This window comes from Curtobacterium caseinilyticum (assembly GCF_030363035.1).
Taxonomy (GTDB): domain Bacteria; phylum Actinomycetota; class Actinomycetes; order Actinomycetales; family Microbacteriaceae; genus Curtobacterium; species Curtobacterium caseinilyticum.
This window is the reverse complement of the sequence record NZ_JAUCMN010000005.1, coordinates 208799-228540: the sequence shown is the minus strand read 5'-3', so window position 1 is coordinate 228540 and position 19742 is coordinate 208799. Positions and strand designations below refer to the sequence as shown.

The 19742-nt window shown below is 72.9% G+C and carries 17 protein-coding genes; 7 read left to right on the top strand and 10 right to left on the bottom strand.

The window, feature by feature from the left end:
* Window positions 1-15 precede the first annotated feature (15 nt).
* The 3 genes from cysS to QUG93_RS09385 all read right to left on the bottom strand — a co-directional run bounded on the left by cysS (window position 16) and on the right by QUG93_RS09385 (window position 3203).
* Window positions 16-1425 (bottom strand): cysteine--tRNA ligase, encoded by a 1410-nt coding sequence (cysS, locus tag QUG93_RS09395; RefSeq protein ID WP_289473639.1) that lies wholly within the window; start codon window positions 1423-1425, stop codon window positions 16-18.
* A gap of 89 nt (window positions 1426-1514) precedes the next feature.
* A complete protein-coding gene (ispD, locus tag QUG93_RS09390; RefSeq protein WP_289473638.1) occupies window positions 1515-2669 on the bottom strand; it encodes a 2-C-methyl-D-erythritol 4-phosphate cytidylyltransferase in 1155 nt (384 codons plus the stop codon).
* Between the two features lie 51 nt (window positions 2670-2720).
* Window positions 2721-3203: a CarD family transcriptional regulator gene (locus QUG93_RS09385; RefSeq protein ID WP_017888066.1), complete on the bottom strand. Its 483-nt coding sequence runs from the start codon at window positions 3201-3203 to the stop codon at window positions 2721-2723.
* 157 nt (window positions 3204-3360) lie between these two features.
* Between QUG93_RS09385 and QUG93_RS09380 the strand changes: the two genes are divergently transcribed.
* On the top strand, window positions 3361-3996 hold the full coding sequence (locus QUG93_RS09380; RefSeq protein WP_289473637.1) for a hypothetical protein: 636 nt from the start codon (window positions 3361-3363) through the stop codon (window positions 3994-3996).
* Window positions 3997-4085: 89 nt separating this feature from the next.
* Here QUG93_RS09380 and QUG93_RS09375 read toward each other — a convergent pair whose 3' ends face one another.
* Together QUG93_RS09375 and QUG93_RS09370 are read right to left on the bottom strand one after the other, a co-directional pair.
* Window positions 4086-4766 (bottom strand): response regulator, encoded by a 681-nt coding sequence (locus tag QUG93_RS09375; protein ID WP_289473636.1) that lies wholly within the window; start codon window positions 4764-4766, stop codon window positions 4086-4088.
* Window positions 4763-5929 (bottom strand): sensor histidine kinase, encoded by a 1167-nt coding sequence (locus QUG93_RS09370; RefSeq protein WP_289473635.1) that lies wholly within the window; start codon window positions 5927-5929, stop codon window positions 4763-4765. The genes QUG93_RS09375 and QUG93_RS09370 overlap by 4 nt, the downstream gene beginning before the upstream one ends.
* 158 nt (window positions 5930-6087) lie before the next feature.
* On the opposite strand from QUG93_RS09370, the gene phoU reads away from it, so the two are divergent.
* Together phoU and QUG93_RS09360 are read left to right on the top strand one after the other, a co-directional pair.
* Window positions 6088-6759 (top strand): phosphate signaling complex protein PhoU, encoded by a 672-nt coding sequence (gene phoU, locus QUG93_RS09365; RefSeq protein ID WP_289473634.1) that lies wholly within the window; start codon window positions 6088-6090, stop codon window positions 6757-6759.
* Between the two features lie 102 nt (window positions 6760-6861).
* Window positions 6862-7410 (top strand): P-loop nucleotide/nucleoside kinase family protein, encoded by a 549-nt coding sequence (locus QUG93_RS09360; RefSeq protein ID WP_289473633.1) that lies wholly within the window; start codon window positions 6862-6864, stop codon window positions 7408-7410.
* Window positions 7411-7494: 84 nt separating this feature from the next.
* On the opposite strand, the gene QUG93_RS09355 is transcribed toward QUG93_RS09360, so the two are convergent.
* Window positions 7495-8241, bottom strand: coding sequence for a phosphoglyceromutase (locus QUG93_RS09355; RefSeq protein WP_058729300.1), 747 nt, complete (start codon window positions 8239-8241; stop codon window positions 7495-7497).
* A gap of 44 nt (window positions 8242-8285) precedes the next feature.
* On the opposite strand from QUG93_RS09355, the gene QUG93_RS09350 reads away from it, so the two are divergent.
* Window positions 8286-9059 carry a class I SAM-dependent methyltransferase gene (locus QUG93_RS09350; RefSeq protein WP_289473632.1) on the top strand — a complete coding sequence of 258 codons (774 nt, stop codon included), beginning with the start codon at window positions 8286-8288 and terminating at the stop codon, window positions 9057-9059.
* Window positions 9060-9174: 115 nt separating this feature from the next.
* Here the strand turns inward: QUG93_RS09350 and ygfZ are convergent, their stop codons facing one another.
* The 3 genes from ygfZ to QUG93_RS09335 form a co-directional block, all read right to left on the bottom strand.
* Window positions 9175-10242 carry a CAF17-like 4Fe-4S cluster assembly/insertion protein YgfZ gene (gene ygfZ, locus QUG93_RS09345; protein WP_289473631.1) on the bottom strand — a complete coding sequence of 356 codons (1068 nt, stop codon included), beginning with the start codon at window positions 10240-10242 and terminating at the stop codon, window positions 9175-9177.
* Window positions 10242-10844 carry a heme-binding beta-barrel domain-containing protein gene (locus QUG93_RS09340; RefSeq protein WP_289473630.1) on the bottom strand — a complete coding sequence of 201 codons (603 nt, stop codon included), beginning with the start codon at window positions 10842-10844 and terminating at the stop codon, window positions 10242-10244. The genes ygfZ and QUG93_RS09340 overlap by 1 nt, the downstream gene beginning before the upstream one ends.
* Window positions 10845-11103: 259 nt before the next feature.
* Window positions 11104-11385, bottom strand: coding sequence for a hypothetical protein (locus tag QUG93_RS09335; protein ID WP_289473629.1), 282 nt, complete (start codon window positions 11383-11385; stop codon window positions 11104-11106).
* 122 nt (window positions 11386-11507) lie between these two features.
* Here QUG93_RS09335 and QUG93_RS09330 point away from each other — a divergent pair, with 122 nt between their 5' ends.
* From QUG93_RS09330 to QUG93_RS09320, 3 genes are read left to right on the top strand one after another with little or no spacing between them, the layout of a single operon-like run.
* Window positions 11508-12191 (top strand): winged helix-turn-helix domain-containing protein, encoded by a 684-nt coding sequence (locus QUG93_RS09330; protein ID WP_289473628.1) that lies wholly within the window; start codon window positions 11508-11510, stop codon window positions 12189-12191.
* Window positions 12191-13033: a mycothiol synthase gene (mshD, locus tag QUG93_RS09325; RefSeq protein ID WP_289473627.1), complete on the top strand. Its 843-nt coding sequence runs from the start codon at window positions 12191-12193 to the stop codon at window positions 13031-13033. Before QUG93_RS09330 ends, mshD begins: the two co-directional genes overlap by 1 nt.
* Before the next feature lie 48 nt (window positions 13034-13081).
* Window positions 13082-15136 carry a serine/threonine-protein kinase gene (locus tag QUG93_RS09320; RefSeq protein WP_289473626.1) on the top strand — a complete coding sequence of 685 codons (2055 nt, stop codon included), beginning with the start codon at window positions 13082-13084 and terminating at the stop codon, window positions 15134-15136.
* 256 nt (window positions 15137-15392) lie between these two features.
* Here the strand turns inward: QUG93_RS09320 and QUG93_RS09315 are convergent, their stop codons facing one another.
* Window positions 15393-19694 carry a type VII secretion EssC family protein gene (locus QUG93_RS09315; RefSeq protein ID WP_289473625.1) on the bottom strand — a complete coding sequence of 1434 codons (4302 nt, stop codon included), beginning with the start codon at window positions 19692-19694 and terminating at the stop codon, window positions 15393-15395.
* Window positions 19695-19742 lie beyond the last annotated feature (48 nt).

Below are 19742 nucleotides of genomic sequence, written 5' to 3'. Positions count from 1 at the left end.
CCGGCACGGCCGTTGTCAGGCGATGCTCCAGCGTGTTCCTGCTGCGGTGTCCTCGATGGTGATCCCCGCGGCTGCGAGGTCGTCCCGCACCCGGTCCGCCGTGGCGAAGTCGCGTGCGGCACGGGCGTCGGCGCGCTCCTGCACGAGGCGGTCGACGAGCGCTGCGAGCGGTGCGGCCGAGACGTCCTGCGCACCACCGGACCAGTGGGCCGCTCGCGGGTCGATGCCGAGGACCTCGACCATCGCGGCCACCTGATGGTACGCGGTCCCGAGCGCTTCCGCATCGTCGGCGTCGAGTGCGGCGTTCCCGGCACGGACGGTCTCGTGCAGCACGGCGAGGGCCTGCGGTACCGCGAGGTCGTCGTCCATCGCGGTCGCGAAGGCCTCCGGCACCCCCGGAGCGTCACGGAGCACGACCCCCTCGAGCCGCGGCTCGGCCCGGTCGAGGAAGCCGGCGATGCGGTCGTACGCCGCCTCGGCCTCGGCCAGGGACCCCTCGTGGTGGTCGATCGACGAGCGGTAGTGCGCGGCACCGAGGAAGTACCGGACCACCGCGGGTCGCGCGGCACCGAGGAAGTCCGCCGCGAAGATCGAGTTGCCGAGCGACTTCGACATCTTCTGCCCGTCGACCGTCACCAGACCGTTGTGCAACCAGTACGAGGCGAAGGCGTCACCGGCGGCCGTCGACTGCGCGAGCTCGTTCTCGTGGTGCGGGAAGCGCAGGTCGAGTCCACCGCCGTGGATGTCGAACGCCGGCCCGAGGTAGCGACGCGACATCGCCGAGCACTCGATGTGCCAGCCGGGCCGCCCGGGCCCCCACGGCGAGTCCCAGGTCGCGGTCGACGGCTCCCCCGGCTTCGCGCCCTTCCACAGCGCGAAGTCGCGCGGGTCGCGCTTGCCGCGCGGATCGGCGTCGGCGGCCTCGACCATGTCCTCGCGGCGCTGCCGGGTCAGTGCCCCGTACGCGTCCCAGCTGCCCGTGTCGAAGTAGACGTCGCCGGAGCCGTCGGCAGCGGCGTAGGCGTGGCCGCGCTCGATCAGGCGCTCGATGATCTCGTGCATCTGCGGCACGCTCGCGGTCGCCCGCGGCTCGTACGTCGGCGGGAGGATGCCGAGGGCGTCGTACGCGGCCGTGAACTCCCGCTCGACGCGGTACGCCCGGGCGAACCACTGCTCGTCGGTGCCCGCGGCGAGGTCGAGCACCTTGTCGTCGATGTCGGTGACGTTCCGCACCAGGGTGACCCGGTGGCCGCGGTACGTCAGCCAGCGACGCCAGATGTCGTAGACGAGCGCGGAGCGGAGGTGCCCGATGTGCGGCGACGACTGCACCGTCGGACCGCAGACGTACATGCTGACCTGTCCGTCGACCAGGGGGACGAGGTCGACGACGGCTGCGGCGCGGGAGTCGTACAGGCGAACGGTCACGACCCAAGCCTAGGACGTCGCACCGAGCGAGCGTCGGAGCCCGCCACGGGCGGTCGGACCGCCGGCCGGACCGCTGCCGGGACGGCTCGTCAAACGGGCCGGACGACCGCCGTGGCGATCGCGGCGAGCCCCTCGCCGCGCCCGGTCAGGCCGAGGCCGTCCGTCGTCGTCCCGGACACCGCGACCGGGGCCCCGACGACCGCGGACAGCGTTGCCTGCATCTCGGCACGGCGACGACCGATGCGGGGACGGTTGCCGACGACCTGCACCGTGACCGAGGTCGGCACCAGCCCGGCGCCGGCGAGCAGCTCGACGGCGCCGCGGACGAAGACGTCACCGGCGGCACCGGCGTAGCGCGGATCGGCGGTGCCGAAGCGGCCACCGATGTCCCCGAGCCCCCCGGCGGAGAGCAGGGCGTCGCACACCGCGTGCGCCACCGCGTCGCCGTCGCTGTGCCCGGAGAGACCGGGTTCGCCCGGGAAGTCGAGGAGCCCCACGCGGCACGGGGACGCGGCGTCGAAGGCGTGCACGTCGACGCCGAGGCCGATGCGCACGGTGGGCGCTCGGGTGCCCGCGACGACCGCCTCGGCCCGGGCGAGGTCCCACCGCGTCGTGATCTTGAAGGCGTCGGCATCGCCGGGGACCGTCCGGACCACCCCGCCGGCCGCGCGGAACACACCGGCGTCGTCGGTCTCGGACTGCAGTGCGGCCGTGTAGGCGTCGCGGAGCGCGCGCAGCGGGAACACCTGCGGCGTCTGCACCCCGACGAGCGCGGACCGGTCGACGGTCTCGACGACCCGGTCGCCGTCGACACGCTTCACCGTGTCCGTGACGGGCAGCGCCGGGACGACGCCGTCACCGGTCTCGCGTGCGCGGGCGAACACGGCGTCGAACTGGGCAGCCGGGGTCAGGCACCGTGCGGCGTCGTGCACGCCGACCCACGCCACACCGTCGGGCAGGGCGTCGAGACCGGCCTGCACCGAAGCGTGTCGGTCGGCCCCGCCCGGCACCACCGCCGTCAGGTCGACAGCGGGTCCGGCGACGGCAGCGACCAGCGCACGGCACTCGTCGAGCCGAGCAGCCGGCGCGACGACCACGACGAAGGTGGGCTCGGGCAGTGTGAAGACCGTCCGGACCGCGCGGGTGAGCATCAGCTCGCCGGCGACCGGCACGAACGCCTTGGCGTCACCGATGCCGAGCCGGGTGCCGGATCCCGCCGCGACGACGACGACCGCCCTGCTCACCCGTTCGGGGAGCAGGGCGGTCGTCGTGGTGTCGTCCAGCTGGGGTCCGCGCTAGGAGGCGAGGACCTCGTCGAGGACGGTCGATGCCTTGTCCTCGTCGGTCTTCTCGGCCAGTGCCAGCTCGGAGATCAGGATCTGCCGGGCCTTGGCCAGCATCCGCTTCTCGCCCGCGGAGAGCCCGCGGTCCTGGTCGCGACGCCAGAGGTCGCGGACGACCTCGGACACCTTGATGACGTCACCGGACGCCAGCTTCTCCAGGTTCGCCTTGTACCGGCGCGACCAGTTGGTGGGCTCTTCCGTGAAGGGTGCCCGCAGGACCTCGAATACCTTGTCGAGCCCTTCCTTGCCGATGACGTCGCGGACGCCCACGAGGTCGACGTTGTCCGCCGGCACCTCGATCGTCAGGTCACCCTGCGTGACGCGCAGCTTCAGGTAGACCTTTTCCTCGCCCTTGATGACGCGCGTCTTGACTTCAGAGATGGTTGCCGCCCCGTGGTGGGGGTAGACGACGGTCTCGCCGACCTCGAATTGCATGTATCAGGCTCCGTTCCCAGGACCCCCAGTTTACCACAAGGCCCTTTCGGGTAATGGGCCTGGGCGGCCCACACCCCCGACGATCGGTAGGATGGCCGCGGACCGCCTGGTCCACATCGTGATCTTCCGGAGGAATCTCTTGCGAGCTCGGGTACTCGTGTCCGTCGCCGTTGCGGCATCCATCGCGCTCGGCGCCACCGGCTGCGAGTTCATGTCGCCCGCGCACACCAAGGAGATCAAGCAGATCACCGACGGCGTGAACGTGACGACCGGCTCGGTCGACATCCGCAACGCGCTCCTCATCTCGGACGACGGCGACACCGCGCGCTTCCTCGGCACGCTCGTCAACACGTCGTCGGACGAGGACGTCACGCTGTCGATCGAGGTCGGGGGCGACACCCAGACCGTCGAGGTGCCCGCGGACAGCCGCCTCGACCTGGCGAACCCGGACGACTCGACGAGCGACGCCAGCACGCAGGTCGGCGAGGGCCAGCAGGGTTCGCAGATCGCCACGGGCCGCGAGGTCCTCTTCGACCAGGCCGACGCCACCCCGGGCTCGCTCGCCAAGGTCTACTTCTCGTACTCCGGAGCCGAGGGCGTCTCCGCCACCGTGCCGGTGCTGACCAGCTCGCTCGAGGAGTACCAGACCCTCGCACCGACGCCCACCCCGTCGAGCACCGCGACCTCCCCGGCCGATTCCGGCGCGACGTCCACCGGCGACCAGGACGTCCCCGGCACGCAGCCGAGCGACTCGCAGACCGACTCGTCCGAGGGCGACAACGGCACGAACTGACGCCCGACGGCGCCACCGGCGCCAGCAGCACCAGACTGGAGGCCCGTGGCCGGTTCCGAGAACCGGCCACGGGCCTCCAGTCCGTTGCGTCAGCCCTCGATGCGGTACCCGAGCCCGCGCACGGTGACCAGGATCTCCGGCGTGCTGGGCACGCGCTCGATCTTCGAGCGGATGCGCTTGATGTGGACGTCGAGGGTCTTGGTGTCGCCGAAGTAGTCCGAGCCCCACACCCGGTCGATCAGCTGTCCACGGGTGAGCACCCGGCCGGCGTTCCGGAGCAGCAGCTCGAGCAGCTCGAACTCCTTGAGGGGCATCGGCGTTTCCGACCCGTCCACCGACACCGTGTGCCGCTCGACGTCCATCCGGATCCCGCCGACCTGCAGGATGCCGCTGTCGCCCGGGTCCTCCTCGGTGCGGCGGCGCAGCACGGCCCGCAGCCGGGCGAGGAGCTCCCGCGTCGAGTACGGCTTCGTCACGTAGTCGTCGGCACCGAGCTCGAGTCCGACGACGATGTCCACCTCGGAGTCCTTGGCGGTCAGCATGATGATGGGCACGTTCGACCGCGTGCGGATCTGCCGGCACACCTCGGTGCCGCTCAGGCCCGGCAGCATGAGGTCGAGCAGCACGAGGTCGGGGTTCTCGCTGTCGAACTTCGACAGCGCGGTCACGCCGTCCGCCGCGACGGCGGTCTCGTACCCCTCGCGCTGCAGGAGGAACTCCAGGGGCTCGCTCAGGGCCGGCTCGTCGTCGACGATGAGGATCTTGGTCACGATGACTGCTCTTCCAGTTGCTCTTCGAGTGCGGTGGTGAGTTCGGGATCCGCCTCGGGGAGACGGATCGTGAAGGTCGAGCCCTTGCCGGGCTGGGACCAGACGCGCACGTCGCCGCCGTGGTTGCCGACGACGTGCTTGACGATCGCGAGCCCGAGGCCGGTGCCACCGGTGGCGCGCGACCGGGCGGGATCGACGCGGTAGAAGCGCTCGAACACACGGTCGAGGTCGGACTCCGGGATGCCCACGCCCTGGTCGGTGACCGCGATCTCGACGAAGCCCTTGGTGGACCGGACGCCGACGCCGACGCGGGTGTGGTCCGGGGAGTACTTGACGGCGTTCGCGATGAGGTTCGACACCGCGACCTGCAGCAGCCCCGGGTCCCCCATGACCCGCAGCTTCGACCGCTTCGCCCGCACGAGCTCGATGTCCCGTGCCCGGGCGATGACCTCGTTCGCGTCGACCGCGGCCTGCACGACCTTGTCGATCGAGGTCTCCTCGCTGTTCTCGAGGGTGTCGACCGACTGCAGCCGGGACAGCTCGATGATGTCCTTCGTCAGGGCACCGAGGCGCTCCGACTCGGTGATCAGCTGCGTCGCGAACTTCTTGACGTGCGCGGGGTCGTCCGCCGCGAGCACCAGGGTCTCGGACAGCAGGCCGATCGCACCGATCGGCGTCTTCAGCTCGTGCGAGATGTTGGCGACGAAGTCACGGCGGACCTCGTCGATGCGGCGGCTCTCGGTCAGGTCGTCGGCCGTCACGAGCACGTAGCGGTTGCCGAGCTGCGCGGCCCGGAAGCTCAGGTACCCGACGAGCTCACCACTGCGCCCGCGCGGGAGCTCGAGGTCCTCCGACGCCATCTCGCCGCTCCTGCGCACCCGGTCCACGAGCTCGGCGAGTTCGTCGTGCACGAGCTTCCGGCGGACGACCAGGCCGACGGTGAGTGCCTGCGGCGACGCGGCGACGACCGTGTTCGACGGGTCGACGACCACGGCCGGGTTGTGCATCGTGGCGATGACCGCGGCGACACCGTCGGGCAGCGTCCGTTCCGCGACGTCGGCTGCCCGGGCCGTGCGCTCCGCCGTGATGATCAGCACCACGACACCCGCGCCGAAGACCCCGCCGAGGAGCATCGACAGTGGCACGAGCCACGCGTTGTCCATGCCGCCAGTGTAGGGATGGTCACGCGGGGTTCCGGTGCCGTTCACCCCCGTTCCGGGCGCTTCCGGCTCCGGATCGCGAGGTGTTCAGCCGCGCGTCACCGTTCGTTCACCTGCGCTGACGACACTCGACCGGTACGCATCAGAGAGGCACATCCCCCATGCGCGAAGTCTTCCAGCAGGAGCTCCAGGACGTCCAGGAGCGTCTGACCGAGATCGCCGGGCTCGTCGAGTCCGCGATCACCCGTGCGACCCAGGCGTTCAGCGAGTCCGACGTCGCCCTCGCCGAGGAGGTGATCGCCGACGACGCCAAGATCGACGCCGCTGCGAACAGCCTCGACGAGATCGCGATCGACATCCTCGCCCGCCAGGCCCCGGTGGCCCGCGACCTCCGCGTCGTCGTCACCGCGCTGCGCGTCAGCTCGTCGCTCGAGCGCATGGGCGACATGGCCGAGCACATCGCGCAGCTCGCCCGCCAGCGCTTCCCCGAGAAGGTCGTGCCGAAGGGCCTCCGCGGCACCTTCAAGCAGATGGGCGCACACGACGTTCAGATGGCCCAGAAGCTCACGCGTCTGCTCGCGACCGAGGACATCGCCCTGTCGGCGGAGATCCGCGACGAGGACGACGCCGTCGACGAACTGCACGCCAGCGTCTTCGACTTCGTGCTCGGCGAGACCTGGAAGGGCAACCCGGTCGACACGGTCGACGCGACCCTCGCCTCGCGCTACCACGAGCGCTTCGCCGACCACGCGGTGTCGATCGCGAAGAAGGTCGAGTACCTGGCGACGGGCGACTGGGCCGGCGCCGCGTCGGTGACGGCCTCCCCCGCCTGACTCCCGCGAAACGCAACCCCGGCGGTTGCTCGCAGCGCTGTCCCGCTGCGAGCAACCGCCGTCGTTGCGTTTTGCGATGCGGGCAGGTGGGAGGATCGTGGCATGGCTCAGGTCGCGATCGTCGTCAACGGGATGCCCGGTTCGGGCAAGAGCACGGTGGGTGCCGCCCTGGCCGAGGTGCTCGGCTGCCCCTTCCTGTCGAAGGACCGCATCAAGGAGCCGCTGGCCGACGTGGTCGGCCCGATGATCGGCTCCCGCGAGCTCGGCGGGATCGCGATGGACACGATGTGGTCGATGGCGCGGGCCGTCGAGAACGGGGTCGTCGTCGACGCCGTCTGGCTGCCGTCCCGTGACCGGGACCGCCTGGAGGCCGGACTCGCCTCCGCCGGGTCACCGCGCGCCGTCGAGGTGTTCTGCACCGTCGACCGGGTCACCGCAGCAGACCGGCTGCGCGACCGGTACGAGCCCGGCACGCTCCCCGTCCGGCACGAGGTGCACGGGGACCTGGCGGACGTCCTGGCCTTCTGGGACGAGCACGGCGACCAGGCTGCACCGATCGGCCTGCCGGGCGTCCCCGTCGTGCGGGTCGACACCGGCCGGCCGTACGACGTCGGGGCGCTCGTCCAGGAGATCGCCGACCACTTCGTCTGAGCCGGCAGACCCCTCTGCCCGGAGACCCCTGGGCGCACGAACGCCCCGCCGGCAACCGGCGGGGCGTTCGTCGTGGTGCTGGTCCTACTTCTTCGCGCCCTGGGCGGCCACGGCAGCGGCGCCGGCAGCAGCGGCCTCGGGGTCGAGGTAGTACGAGGGCTTCGTCGGGCGGAAGTCGTCGTCGAGCTCGTACACGAGCGGGATGCCCGTCGGGATGTTGAGGCCCGCGATGTCGTCGTCCGAGATGCCGTCGAGGTGCTTGACGAGCGCGCGCAGGGAGTTGCCGTGCGCCGTGACGAGGACGGTCTTCCCCTCGCCGAGGTCCTTCGTGATGTCCGACTCCCAGTACGGCAGCAGGCGGTCGATCACGAGCTTCAGCGACTCGGTGCGGGGCAGCTGGTCGCCGAGGTCGGCGTAGCGGCGGTCCCCGGCCTGCGACCACTCGGCGTCGTCCGCGATGGGGGGCGGCGGGACGTCGAACGAACGACGCCACTCCATGAACTGCTGCTCGCCGTACTGCTCGAGCGTCTGGGCCTTGTCCTTGCCCTGCAGGTCGCCGTAGTGACGCTCGTTGAGCCGCCAGTCGCGCTTCACCGGCAGCCACGCCAGGTCGGCCTCGAGCAGGGCGATGTCCGCGGTCTGGATCGCGCGGGTCAGGAGCGACGTGTACAGGACGTCGGGCACGATGCCCGATTCGGCGATGAGCTCGCCGGCGCGCTTCGCCTCCTTCTCGCCCAGCTCGCTGAGCCGGACGTCGACCCAACCGGTGAACAGGTTCTTCTGGTTCCAGTCACTGTTGCCGTGACGGAGCAGGACGAGCGTGGAGGTCATGCGTCCGAGTCTACCGAGCGGCCGCAGGCCCGTACCCTGGTCGCATGCCCATCGGGAACGTCACGCGCGGGACCACCGGGTACAACCGGCTGCGCCGTGTCGACCGGTGGATCGCCGCACTCCCGGCCCTCCGTCGCACCGCGGACCCGCTCGTCGCCGACGTCGGGTACGGCGCGCGACCCACGACGACGCTCGAGCTCCGCGACCGGCTCGCCCGGGTCCGCCCGGACGTCGAGGTCACCGGCATCGAGATCGAACCGGCCCGCGTGGCCCTGGCGAACGCGGGTACCCGGGACGGGGTGACGTTCCGCCTCGGCGGGTTCGAGACGCCGACGCCGGACGGACGACGGCCCGTCGTGATCCGGGCGTTCAACGTGCTGCGGCAGTACGACGAGTCGGCCGTCGTCGACTCGTGGCGGATCATGCAGGACCGTCTGCAGCCCGGCGGCGCACTCGTCGAGGGCACCTGCAACGAGGTCGGGCGGGTGGCCTCCTGGGTCACCCTCGACGAGCACGCGCCGCACACCTTCACGGTGTCGCTGCGGGTCGCCGACCTCGAGCTGCCGAGCATCGTGGCCGAGCGGCTGCCGAAGGCGCTGATCCACCGGAACGTCCCCGGGGAGCGGGTGCACGCGTTCCTGCTCGACTTCGACCGGTCGTGGGCGGTCGCCGCACCGCTCGGGACGTACGGCCCGCGGCAGCGCTGGATTGCGACGGTGCACGGGATGCGCGACCGGGGATGGCCGGTGCTGCACGGCGTGACGCGGTGGCGCCTCGGCGAGCTCAGCGTCCCCTGGTCCGCCGTCGCCCCCGCCTGACGGCGCCCCCGCGCCTGCGCGACCCGAGACTCGGTCCGGGCGACACTCCTCGGGCTCGTGACCGCGAGGATCGTCGCTCAGCGCGAGACTCGGCCCGTGCGGGTGCGGCCCCGGCCTACGAGCGGCGGACGGCCCCGAGCCGGGGCAGGCGCGGCACGTTCGCCGTCGCTCCGGCCTCCGGCGGGACGATCGTCTCCTGCGCCGCGGTGACGACGACGTCGTCGACCGTCAGCGTCAGCGTCGCCGTGGGGTCGAGCGAGCGCTTCACGACGGCGAGCCCGATCGGCCCGAGCTCGTGGTGGAGCGCCGACGCGGTGAGCCGTCCGACGTCCTTGCCGTCGAGCTCGACCGTGGAGCCGGGTGCGGGCAGCACGCCGTCCGACCCGTCCAGGTGGAGCATCACGACCCGACGCGGCGGGTGTCCGAGGTTGTGCACCTTCGCGACGGTCTCCTGCCCGCGGTAGCAGCCCTTCGACAGGTGCACGGCAGAGCGGAGCCAGTCGAGCTCGTGCGGGATCGTCCGCTCGTCGACGTCCGAGAGCGCGGGCCGCCACGCGGCGATGCGCAGGGCCTCGAACGCGAGCAGCCCCGCGACCGGCGCGTCCGTCGCTGCCAGCGCAGCCGCGGTGTCCGGGGTGACCACGTCGATGCGAAGGGTCCAGTCGGAGCCGGGGTGGGCCTCCAGGGCGGCGTAGCCCCATCCGCCGGGCGCGACCGACGACCACGGATCCACCCACTCGACGACCACGTCGTCCGGTGCTGCCGAACCGTCGAACCTGCCGAGGGTGACGAGGTCTGCCGAGCGGTCCGCGACCTCGACCCGCAGCATGAAGCGCATCGAGTCGAGCCAGGCGGCGAGCGGAGCCGCGTCGGCGGGCTCGGTGAGGAGCCACGTGACCTCGCCGTCGTCGACCACGCGGGCGGCGTGCTCGACGCGGCCGGACTGGTCGAGGACCAGCGTCTCGGTGCTCGCACCCGGTGCGAGCCCGGTGAGCAGCTGCGACGTGATCGAGTTGAGCCACGACAGCCGGTCCGGCCCGGTGACCGACACGACGCCGAGACCGAGCTCGACCACGGCACGCCCGGACGCCAGCGCGCGCTGCTCGCCGGTGGGGTTGCCGAAGTGCGCGGCCGGACCGGCATCCGACGCGACGAAGCCCGGTCGGTCGGCGAAGACCGCCATCAGTCGACCTTCGCGAGCTGCCCCGAGGCGTGCGACGTGAGCTGCTGCCCGAGCGCGGCGATGTCCCACGCCCAGAAGAGCTTGCCCTCGACCAGACCGTACAACCGGGTCGCCGCCGAGTAGTCCTTCGCGTTCGGCGAGCGCATCACCGCGTCGGTGGCCAGGTCGATCCGGCCCTTCTTGACGCGGCCCACGTAGAGCTCGTTGACGCCCGTCGGGTGGATGATCGCGGCCTCGACGTCGAAGCCGTCGGTCGTGTTGCGGAGCGTCTCGACGCTCTCCACCGTGCTGAACGGGGCCGGCCCGTCACCCATGAGCATCGCGGGGCCACGGTCACCCGGCTCGTTCGGACGGTCGATGCGCCAGTAGCCCATCTCGGCGGCGAGGGGCGTGTGGTCGTCGTCGAGCAGCCACGTCGTCGAGGAGTAGTTGAGGTAGGGCAGGCCGTCGTGGCTGAAGCTCACGCGCTGGCCGAACTCGTACTTGCGGGGCTCGTCCTCGTCGCCCACGGGGTACTCGACCACGCCCGTGCCCTCCCAGACACCGACGAGCCAGGACAGCGGGACGAGCTCGGGCGCCAGGCCCTCCGGCAGTTCGATCAACGCTGACCCTTGAACAGCTTCACGACGACGACGACCGAGATGAACGCGATCGCGAGCGACGCCAGGCCGAGGAGGCCCACGTAGAACAGCTCGAGCGCAAGCAGCGAATCCATGCGGCGAGTCTACGCGGGACACCTGACGGCGCCAGGGCAGGGCCCCGCGGGTCGCAGGGCGACGGGCGCAGGGCGCGGGCGCGGTCGCGGGGCGAAGGGCGCGGTCGCGGGGCGAAGGGCGCGAGGCGTCACGAGGCGCGTGTCGCTCAGCGGGCCAGGAGCACCACTGCCGTCACGAGCACGACCACGAACGCCCCCGAGGACGCGATGCTGATCCGTTCGACCAGTCCGTCCTTCGTCGCGGTGATGAGCTGCAGCACGAAGCTGACGAGCACGCACAGCACGAACACGAGCAGCAGCCAGGCGAACGAGTCCTTCTGCGTCAGGGTGAGGACGAGCACGGCCCCGATCACCGCGAGCACCCAGACCGGCAGCACGGAGGTCAGCCGCAGTCGGCGCTGGTCGAGGGGCGGGACGGGCTCGGTCACGCGCTCCATCATGGCAGGGCCGCGCGACCGCCGTCGGAAGCCCGACCGACCGGCCGGTCGGCAGGCGGCTCCGCAGGCATCACTAGGATGGCTCCACGACGTCCCCTCGTTCTGGAGGTCCTGTGGCCCAGCTCCTGGTACTCACCTCAGCCGCGCCCGGCGACGTCCTGCCGAGTCTCGGTCTCCTGAGCCACCGGATCCGCCACGTCCCCGCCGAGGCCGCCCAGCTGGTCAACGCCCCGCAGAGCGACCTGATGTTCGTCGACGCCCGCCTCGACCTGGTGAGCGCGAAGGCACTCTGCAAGATCCTGGCGACGAGCGGCTCGACGACGCCGATCATCCTGGTGGTCACCGAGGGCGGACTGACCGCGGTGAACAGCGAGTGGAACGTCGACGACGTCGTGCTCGAGAGCGCCGGTCCGGCCGAGGTCGACGCGCGCATCCGCCTGACCGCCGGCCGTGCCGCCAAGAACCCGACGGGGTCGAAGATCCAGGCGTCCGGTGTGGTCATCGACGAGGCCAGCTACTCGGCGAAGGTCCGCGGTCGACCGCTCGACCTGACCTTCAAGGAGTTCGAGCTCCTCCGGTTCTTCGCCACGCACCCGTCGCGGGTGTTCACGCGCGAGCAGCTCCTGAGCGAGGTCTGGGGCTACGACTACTTCGGCGGCACCCGCACGGTCGACGTGCACGTGCGGCGCCTCCGCGCGAAGCTCGGTGACCTCGAGTCGCTCATCGGCACCGTCCGCAACGTCGGCTACCGCTTCAACGTCCACGACGACGAGGCCGACCGGCTGGCGGGGCAGTAGTGCTCGCCGTCGTCGAGATGCTCGCGAGCGCTTCGATCGCCGCGGGCGAGGCACCGCCGTTCTCCGACCAGACCCTGGTCGACGTGCGTGCGGGCCGCGCGACGGTCGTCGGCGACGAGCGCGGGGTCGCCGTGGTCCGGGACGGCGAGCTGGAGCTCGTGGTCGCCCGGGAGGCCCGTGGCCAGGGCATCGGTTCGGCCCTCGTCGAGCAGGCGCTCACCCCGGGCGGCGGGGCCGCCGACGCGGGAGCAGCGCCGCCCCGGCTCGCCTGGGCGCACGGCGACCACCCCGCTGCACGCGCACTCGCGGACCGTCACGGGTGGACGGCCGTCCGCACCCTCCTGCAGCTCCGGGCACCCGTCGCCGGTGCACCCGACGACCCCCGCGTGCCGGCCGGGCTGTCGCTGTCGTCGTTCCGCGCCGGCGACCCCGACGACGAGGACGCCTGGCTCGCCCTGAACGCCGCCGCCTTCGCCCACCACCCGGAACAGGGGCGGATGACCCTCGACGACCTCAGGGCCCGCGAAGCCGAGCCCTGGTTCGACGGCGACGACCTCCTGCTCCTCCGCGACGCCGAGGGTGCGCTCGCGGGGTCGTGCTGGCTCAAGGTCGAGGACGGCGTCGGCGAGTTCTACGCGGTCGCCGTCCGTCCGGACCTGCACGGGCAGGGGCTCGGCGGCGTGCTCATGCGCGCGGGTTCGGCGCGGCTCGCCGGCCGCGGACTCGACACGGCGGCGCTCTACGTCGAGGGCGACAACGAGCCGGCGCTCGCGCTCTACCGGCGCTCGGGCTTCACCCAGCACGCCATCGACGTGCAGTACGCCGCAGGTCCCGGCCGGTAACATGACGCGAGGTCGACGAGGGGTCGGCCAGGGGCACTCGGGGGCAACGTGACGGACCAGGGGCGGGCGCAGTACGGCCGCGGCGAACCGCTCGGTGCGTCGTACCGGCTCGTCGACCTGCTTGGCACGGGTGCCACGGGCGAGGTCTGGCGCGCCGAGCACACCGCGACCGGCGAGCACGTCGCCGCGAAGCTCCTCCGCGCCGAGCTCGCGGCGGACCCCGCGATCGTCGAACGGTTCGTCCGTGAGCGCACGGTGCTCCTCGGCCTGCAGCACCCCTCGATCGTCCGGGTCCGCGACCTGGTCGTCGAGGGCGACCGGCTCGCGATCGTCATGGACCTGGTCGGCGGTGGCTCCGCGCGGGACCTGCTCGCCGGCTCCGGCACGCTGTCGCCGCGCGATGCCCTCACGATCACCGCCGAGACGCTCGACGCCCTGGCCTCCGCCCACGCGCAGGACGTCACCCACCGCGACGTGAAGCCCGACAACGTGCTGCTCGCGACCCCGTGGACCCCCGGCGCGACCGGTGAGGTGCGGGTGTCGGACTTCGGCATCGCGACGGTGATGGCGGACCGGCAGCGCACCACTACCGGCCTGCTCGGGACCCCGCAGTACATGGCGCCCGAGTCGATCAGCCAGGGGCGCTCCGGGCCCGCGGCCGACGTGTATGGCGCCGGGGTGATGCTCTACGAACTCCTGGCCGGACGGACGCCGTTCGCCGGACCGGGCACCGACTTCGCCGTCGCCTACCGCCACGTCACCTCGGATCCGCCACGGCTCGACGTCCCCGAGCCGCTCTGGGCGGCGGTGTCGACGATGCTCGCGAAGGACCCGGCCGGGCGCCCCGCGGCCGCCGACGCCGCGGCCGCCCTGCGCCGCCTCGCCCGGCAGCTGGCCGACGCCCCGGCGCTGGCCCGGACTGCCGACCCGGAGTCCTTCGCCGAGGTCGAGCGACCCGCCACCGTGGTGCGCGGGCTCCGTCCCGGGAGCGCCGACGGCTCCCCCGCGGGTGGCTCCGATCCGTCCGGTGGACCGTCGGCCGGCGCAGAGGACGCCGGCCCGGTGCCCGAACTCGGCCCGGCGGGCTCGCGGACGGTCTTCCGGCCGCTCGCCCGCCCTCCGGTCGCCGCCGCTCGCGAACCCGAGGCTCCCGCTGGCAGCCGGTGGCACCGTCCGGACTGGCTCACGAACCGCATGCTCGGGCTCGGTGCCCTCGGCGTCGTGCTCGTCGCGGCGCTCGTCGTCGGCGGGGTGGTCTGGCTCCCGGGGGCCCTGGGCGGGAAGGGCACGCCGAGCGCCGCGCGGACCGCGCAGGCCGCCAGCGCCTTCCAGCAGGACCGTCCGTTGCCGACCGGGCTCTCGACGACCCGCAAGGCGACCGTCGACCCGCAGGCCCGCACGGTCGACCTGTCGATCACGTACGCCGCCCAGTCCGCGACGCTCCGCGGCCCGCTGCTCGAGGTGGTGCCCGGGGTCGGGGCGCGGTCCGAGTGCCCCGCGGTGACGTGGACCGGGGACGGAGCGACCGGCGACGACGTCACCGGTGCCCGGAACCGACCGTCGCTGACCGGCGTCGACGTCCGCTGCGGCTGGACGCTCTCCGACGTGGTGGTCCGGGCGGGCGAGGACCTGACCGTCCAGGCGACCGTACGACTGTCCGACGTGCCCGACCAGGCCGGGCTCCAGGAGTGGCTCGACGCGGCGGGCAGCGCGACCACGACGGCCGTCACCGACCAGACCGTGACCGGCACCTCGTACCCCGTGCAGCGACTGCAGGGCGTCGAGGTCCGCACGCCCGACCGCACGGTGAGCCAGACCACGCTGCCGGTGACGCTCGTGCCGGTCTGGCCGAGCGGCGCCGACGAACTGAACCCGCTCTACCGCAGCCCCTCGACCGGGAAACCGTCGGAGATGCTCACCGACGTCGCCGGCGGGGAGTCCGGGGTCCGCTTCGCCGACGGGTGCTCGGGTGCGCTCGCGGTGTCGTCCGACGGACTCGTGGTGACCGCGCTGTCCGTCGCGCCGTCGTGCACGGTCCGGGCGACCGTGGGCAACTTCACGGACCTCGAGAGCTCGCCCTTCGGCATCACCACCCGCGACTGACGCGGCTGCCGCACGGGCCCGCGCTCGTGCCCGTGCTCGCTCGCGTTCGTGCTCGTGTCCGCGCCCGCGCGTGCGTCCCCTTCCGCGCGTGCGTCCCCTTCCGCGCGTGCTCCTCGATGGAGCAGAAGACGTCGGGTGGCGGCCCGCGACCCGACGTGTTCTGCTCCATGGACGCGGAGCTGGGTGCGGGAGTCGCCCGTTTGGAGGCGCGTGGCGGGCTCGGGCTGCGCCTCCCGACCGCAGGTGGCGGGTCCGGTCAGGCGCCGGGCGCTGCCGTCTGCACGAGACGGACGGAGCCGCCCGACGCGGCGTAGCCGCGACCCACCGTCAGCGCGACGGGGGCGCGACGGGGCAGCGGGACCCCGAGCAGTTCGCCGTCGTAGTCGACGTCGGGCTGCAGGAGCACGCCGCAGCGGGACTTCCGGACCGCGCGCGTCCAGTGGCTGTAGAGCGAGCGGAGGTCGGCGGACCGGCCGGCCGCGACCACGCACAGGCCCGGCCGCTCGGACGACAACAGCGAGGCGATCGACTGGTCGGCGTCGTCGAAGCGCTCGGCGTCGTCGACGAGCAGCAGGACCGGGCCCCGCTCCAGGCGGAGGCTCGCCAGCAGGGCGGGGACCTCGTCCGCACCGACCGCGAGGCGGTCGAACACACCGTCGGCGAGCGGTGACCGGCGGTCGCAGATCGCCCACACCGCGGGACGGACGCCCTCGGCGGACCGCGCCAGGTCGGCGAGGGCGAGGAGCACCGTCGACTTGCCGGAGCGCGCTGGGCCGGCGACGAGCACGTGCTCGCCGTCGTAGACCTCGAGCGCCGCGGTGCCGAGATCGTCCTCGGCGATCCCGACCGGCAGGCGCCACGGTTCCGTGTCGAAGCGGGCCGGGGTCCGGAGGTCCTGCACGCGGACCGCATCGGGCAGCCGACCGACGGCGCTCGTCTTCGCGGCGGCGTCCGGCCACGCCGCGGCGACCTCGGCGACGGCTCCGGCGAGGGGCACCGACGGGGTCGCGACGTGGCTCTGCAGCTTCGTCGTCGAGTCGATGTACCGACCCGGCACGGGTGGCGGGACGTCCTTCGGACGGACCCCGATGGACGCGTAGTCGTACGGGTCGGCCAGGCGGAACATCCACTTCTGGGTCGTGACCTCGTCCATCGCGGACGGCACGGCCTTCGCCCGGGTCGTGGAGACGGCGAACGAGATCCCCAGTGCCGGCCCCTCCGCGTAGACGCGGTACAGCGCGTCGAGCAGCTGCTGGCCCTCGAAGTCCTGGTACTCGTCGCGGAGCGCGGCGAGGCCGTCGATGAGCACGACGGCCCGTCGCCCGCCGGGGCTCGCGCGCCGACGCTCGAGGTCCGCGCGCAGGTGCCGCAGGAAGCGGGCCTGCAGCTCGCCCGCCCCGGCACCGGACCCGACGTAGGCCGTCGTGTGCGGCAGCTGCGCGAGCGGTGCCAGGTCCCCCGGTCCCATGTCCAGCACGAGGAGGTCGAGGTCGTCCGGGCTCGTCGTCCGCGCGAGGCGCAGGGCGAGGGCGGACAGGGCGGTGCTCGTCCCGCTGCCCGGGATGCCCATCAGCACGAGGTTGCCCTCGTCGAGGTCCCAGCCGCCGGCGACCTGGCGCTGGTGGTCCGGGTCGTCGGCGAGCGCGACCGGCACGAAGCGCCGGGCACCGTTGTCGGACGGTTCCGGGACGTCCGCCAGGTCGACCCGGTCCCCCAGCGCCTCGGGCCAGATCGGACGAGGTGCCGCGTACCCGGCGGCGTCGTTCGCGGCGCGGATCGCCTCGATGAGGACGTCGAGGTCGGTGTCGTCCGACGCGCTCGGTGCGGGCGCCGGCACGGGTGCCGGGACGCCGAAGACGTCGGTCGGACGGACCGAGACCGGCTGCTCGACCCGTTCGTCGCGCGCGCGGCCCGTGACCAGGGCGGTCTGCACCGGGGTGATGTCGTCCTGCCCGAGCTTCACGTAGGCGCGGCCGGTCTGCTGCCGACCGATGCCGGCTGCGGCCGGGACGCCGATGACGTTGGTCGAGTCCTCGCGGCTCTGCACGCGGAGCGCCACCCGGAGGTTCGTGTTCGCCAGGATGTCCTCGCTCACCACACCCGCGGGACGCTGCGTCGCGAGCACCATGTGCACCCCGAGCGTGCGGCCCACGGCGGCGATCGCGACGAGCGAGGTCAGGACGTCGGGGAACTCCTTCGCGAGCATCGCGAACTCGTCGACGACGAAGAGCAGGCGCGGCATCGGCTCGGTCGGCCGCGTCGCCAGGTAGGCGTCGAGGTTGTCGATGTCGGCGCCGGCCGTCGCGAAGACCCGCTGGCGACGCTCGAGCTCGGCCTCCAGCGCCCGGATCGCGCGGTCGGCCAGCTGCTCGTCGAGGTTGCTGATGGTGCCGATCGTGTGCGGCAGCCGTTCACACGCGGCGAAGGCGGCGCCGCCCTTGAAGTCGACGAGCAGGAAGTTGAGCCGGGTGGGGTCGTTCCGGGCCGCGAGGCCGGCGACGAACGAGCGGAGGAACTCGCTCTTGCCGGAACCCGTGGTCCCGCCGACCAGGCCGTGGGGGCCGTCGCGCACCAGGTCGATCTCGAGGACGCCGGACTCCGAGGAACCGACCGGGGTCGAGGTGCCCGTGCTGGTCTGCCACAGGGTGCGGATGCCCTCGGCGGTCGTGGTGTCGACGGTGGTGGCGCCCGGGCTCGCGGCGCGGTCGGTGCTGCCCGCCGCCGCGGCGCTCCGCGTGAGCAGGTCGGGCAGGCGGACGAGCGACGGCAGCGATGCACCCGGCACCGTGAGCTCCGGGTCGTCGAAGTGGGCGACGGCACGGGCGGCCCGCTCCGCGGTGTCCGGGGCGAGGCCGGCGAGCACCACGTCCTCGACGCGCGTGCGGTCCTCGGGACGGTACACGGTCGCAGCCGCATCGGTGCCGACCGTGATGATGGACGTGCAGGCGGCGGGCAGCTGCTGCTCATTCGTCGCGATGACGATGCCACTCACCCGCTGGCGACGCTCCCCCGGGCGCAGCGAGACACCGGGCACCGCACGGCCCTGGCCGAGCAGGCTGCGCGCCGGGGCGTCGCGCCCCTCGGTGAGGACGTCGGAGTCCACGACGACGAGGAGGTTCGGCGTGGGGAGCTCGTCGAGCGATTCCTGCAGCCCGCGCAGGACGGCCGCGCTCTGGTCGCGCTGCGCCGACATCCACCGGGCACCGGTGCTGCTGCCCGCCACGCGCGTGTGCGGCAGCCAGGAGGCCCAGGACCAGTCGTCCTGTCGGCCCGCGTCGCAGAACACCCCGACCGTCAGGTCCGCCGGCCCGCAGTGCACGGTCGCCTGTGCCAGCAGGCTGCGGGCGAGCGCGAGCGCACCGTCGCGGTCACCGACGATCCCCACGACACCGGCGTCCGACAGGTCGGCGACGACCGGTGCCGCCGTGAGACGGCTGTCCGCGATCGCGGCCTTCGCCTCGTCCTCGAGCTTCGACGACGCCGCACGCTGGTCGACCTCGGGACGCCAGGGCGCGTCGCCGGTGCCGGCGTGCAGGCTGAGGAAGTCGTCGTCGTCCGACCGGCGCTGCCAGAGGGCGGTGGTCGGGAGGAGCGCCCGGCGCACGACGGTCGCCGGGTCGGGCACGAGGTCCTGCCGACGGGCCGCCTCGACGGCAGCGGCAGCGGCGATCTCGCTCCGGAAGGTCTCGACCGCCTCGGTGAAGCGCGTCTCCTCCTCCTTGAGGTTCTTCGCCCGGCGGTGCTTCTGCTCGAACCACATGCCGATCGCGGTCACGGGGCTGAGCAGCGCGAACAGGGCGAAGCGTGCGTCCCCGAGCAGGAGCACCATCGCCCCGGCGAGCACGAGCGGCGCCGCGACCGTGATCCAGCTGAACTTCGACGCCGGGGCGACGTCCTTGCGCGTCGGCGGGGACACCGGCTCGGTGTCGGTGATCCGGCCGGGCCGGGGCGGCCGGTTGAAGGGTGCGGTGGCGGCCGGGGTGAGGTTCGGGAGCGTCCCCGCCGCCGGCACGGTCGTCTCCGGGAGCTCCGGTCGGAGCAGCAGCACCGCACCGCCCACGATGACGCTCGTGGTGCCGGTCAGCAGGACACCCTCGTCGTCGATGCGCTCCCCAGCGATGACGGTGCCGTTCGTGGAGCCGGAGTCGCGCACCCGGACACCGTCGTCCTCGCGTTCGACGGTGCAGTGTTCCCAGGACGCGCTCTCGGTGGGGAGCACGACGTCGGCCTGCGGAGCCCGGCCGATGACGAGCCGACGGCTGCGCGGTACCGCGACGACGAGCCCCGCCTCGAGGCCTCCTGCGAGGGTTACGCTCCAGCCGTCGACCGTGCGCGGCGGTTCCTCGGTGGTGCGCGCGACCCGGGAGCCCTCGAGGAGCACCAGGTCGCGCAGCGGGGTGTCCGAGCTCGTCCGGTGGCCGTCGACCGCCAGGGGTGTCCCGGGGTCGAGCGGGGTGCCGAGCGACGCCGCGACGAGGTCCCCCAGCGTGGAGGACTCCGACCACCCGTCGGCCTCGATCGTCTCGCGGCGGTCGTCGAGCTCGATCAGCAGGCGCATGGGCGGTCCTCCCTGGGCGTGGTGCGGCGGTGCGGGTGGTGCAGCTGG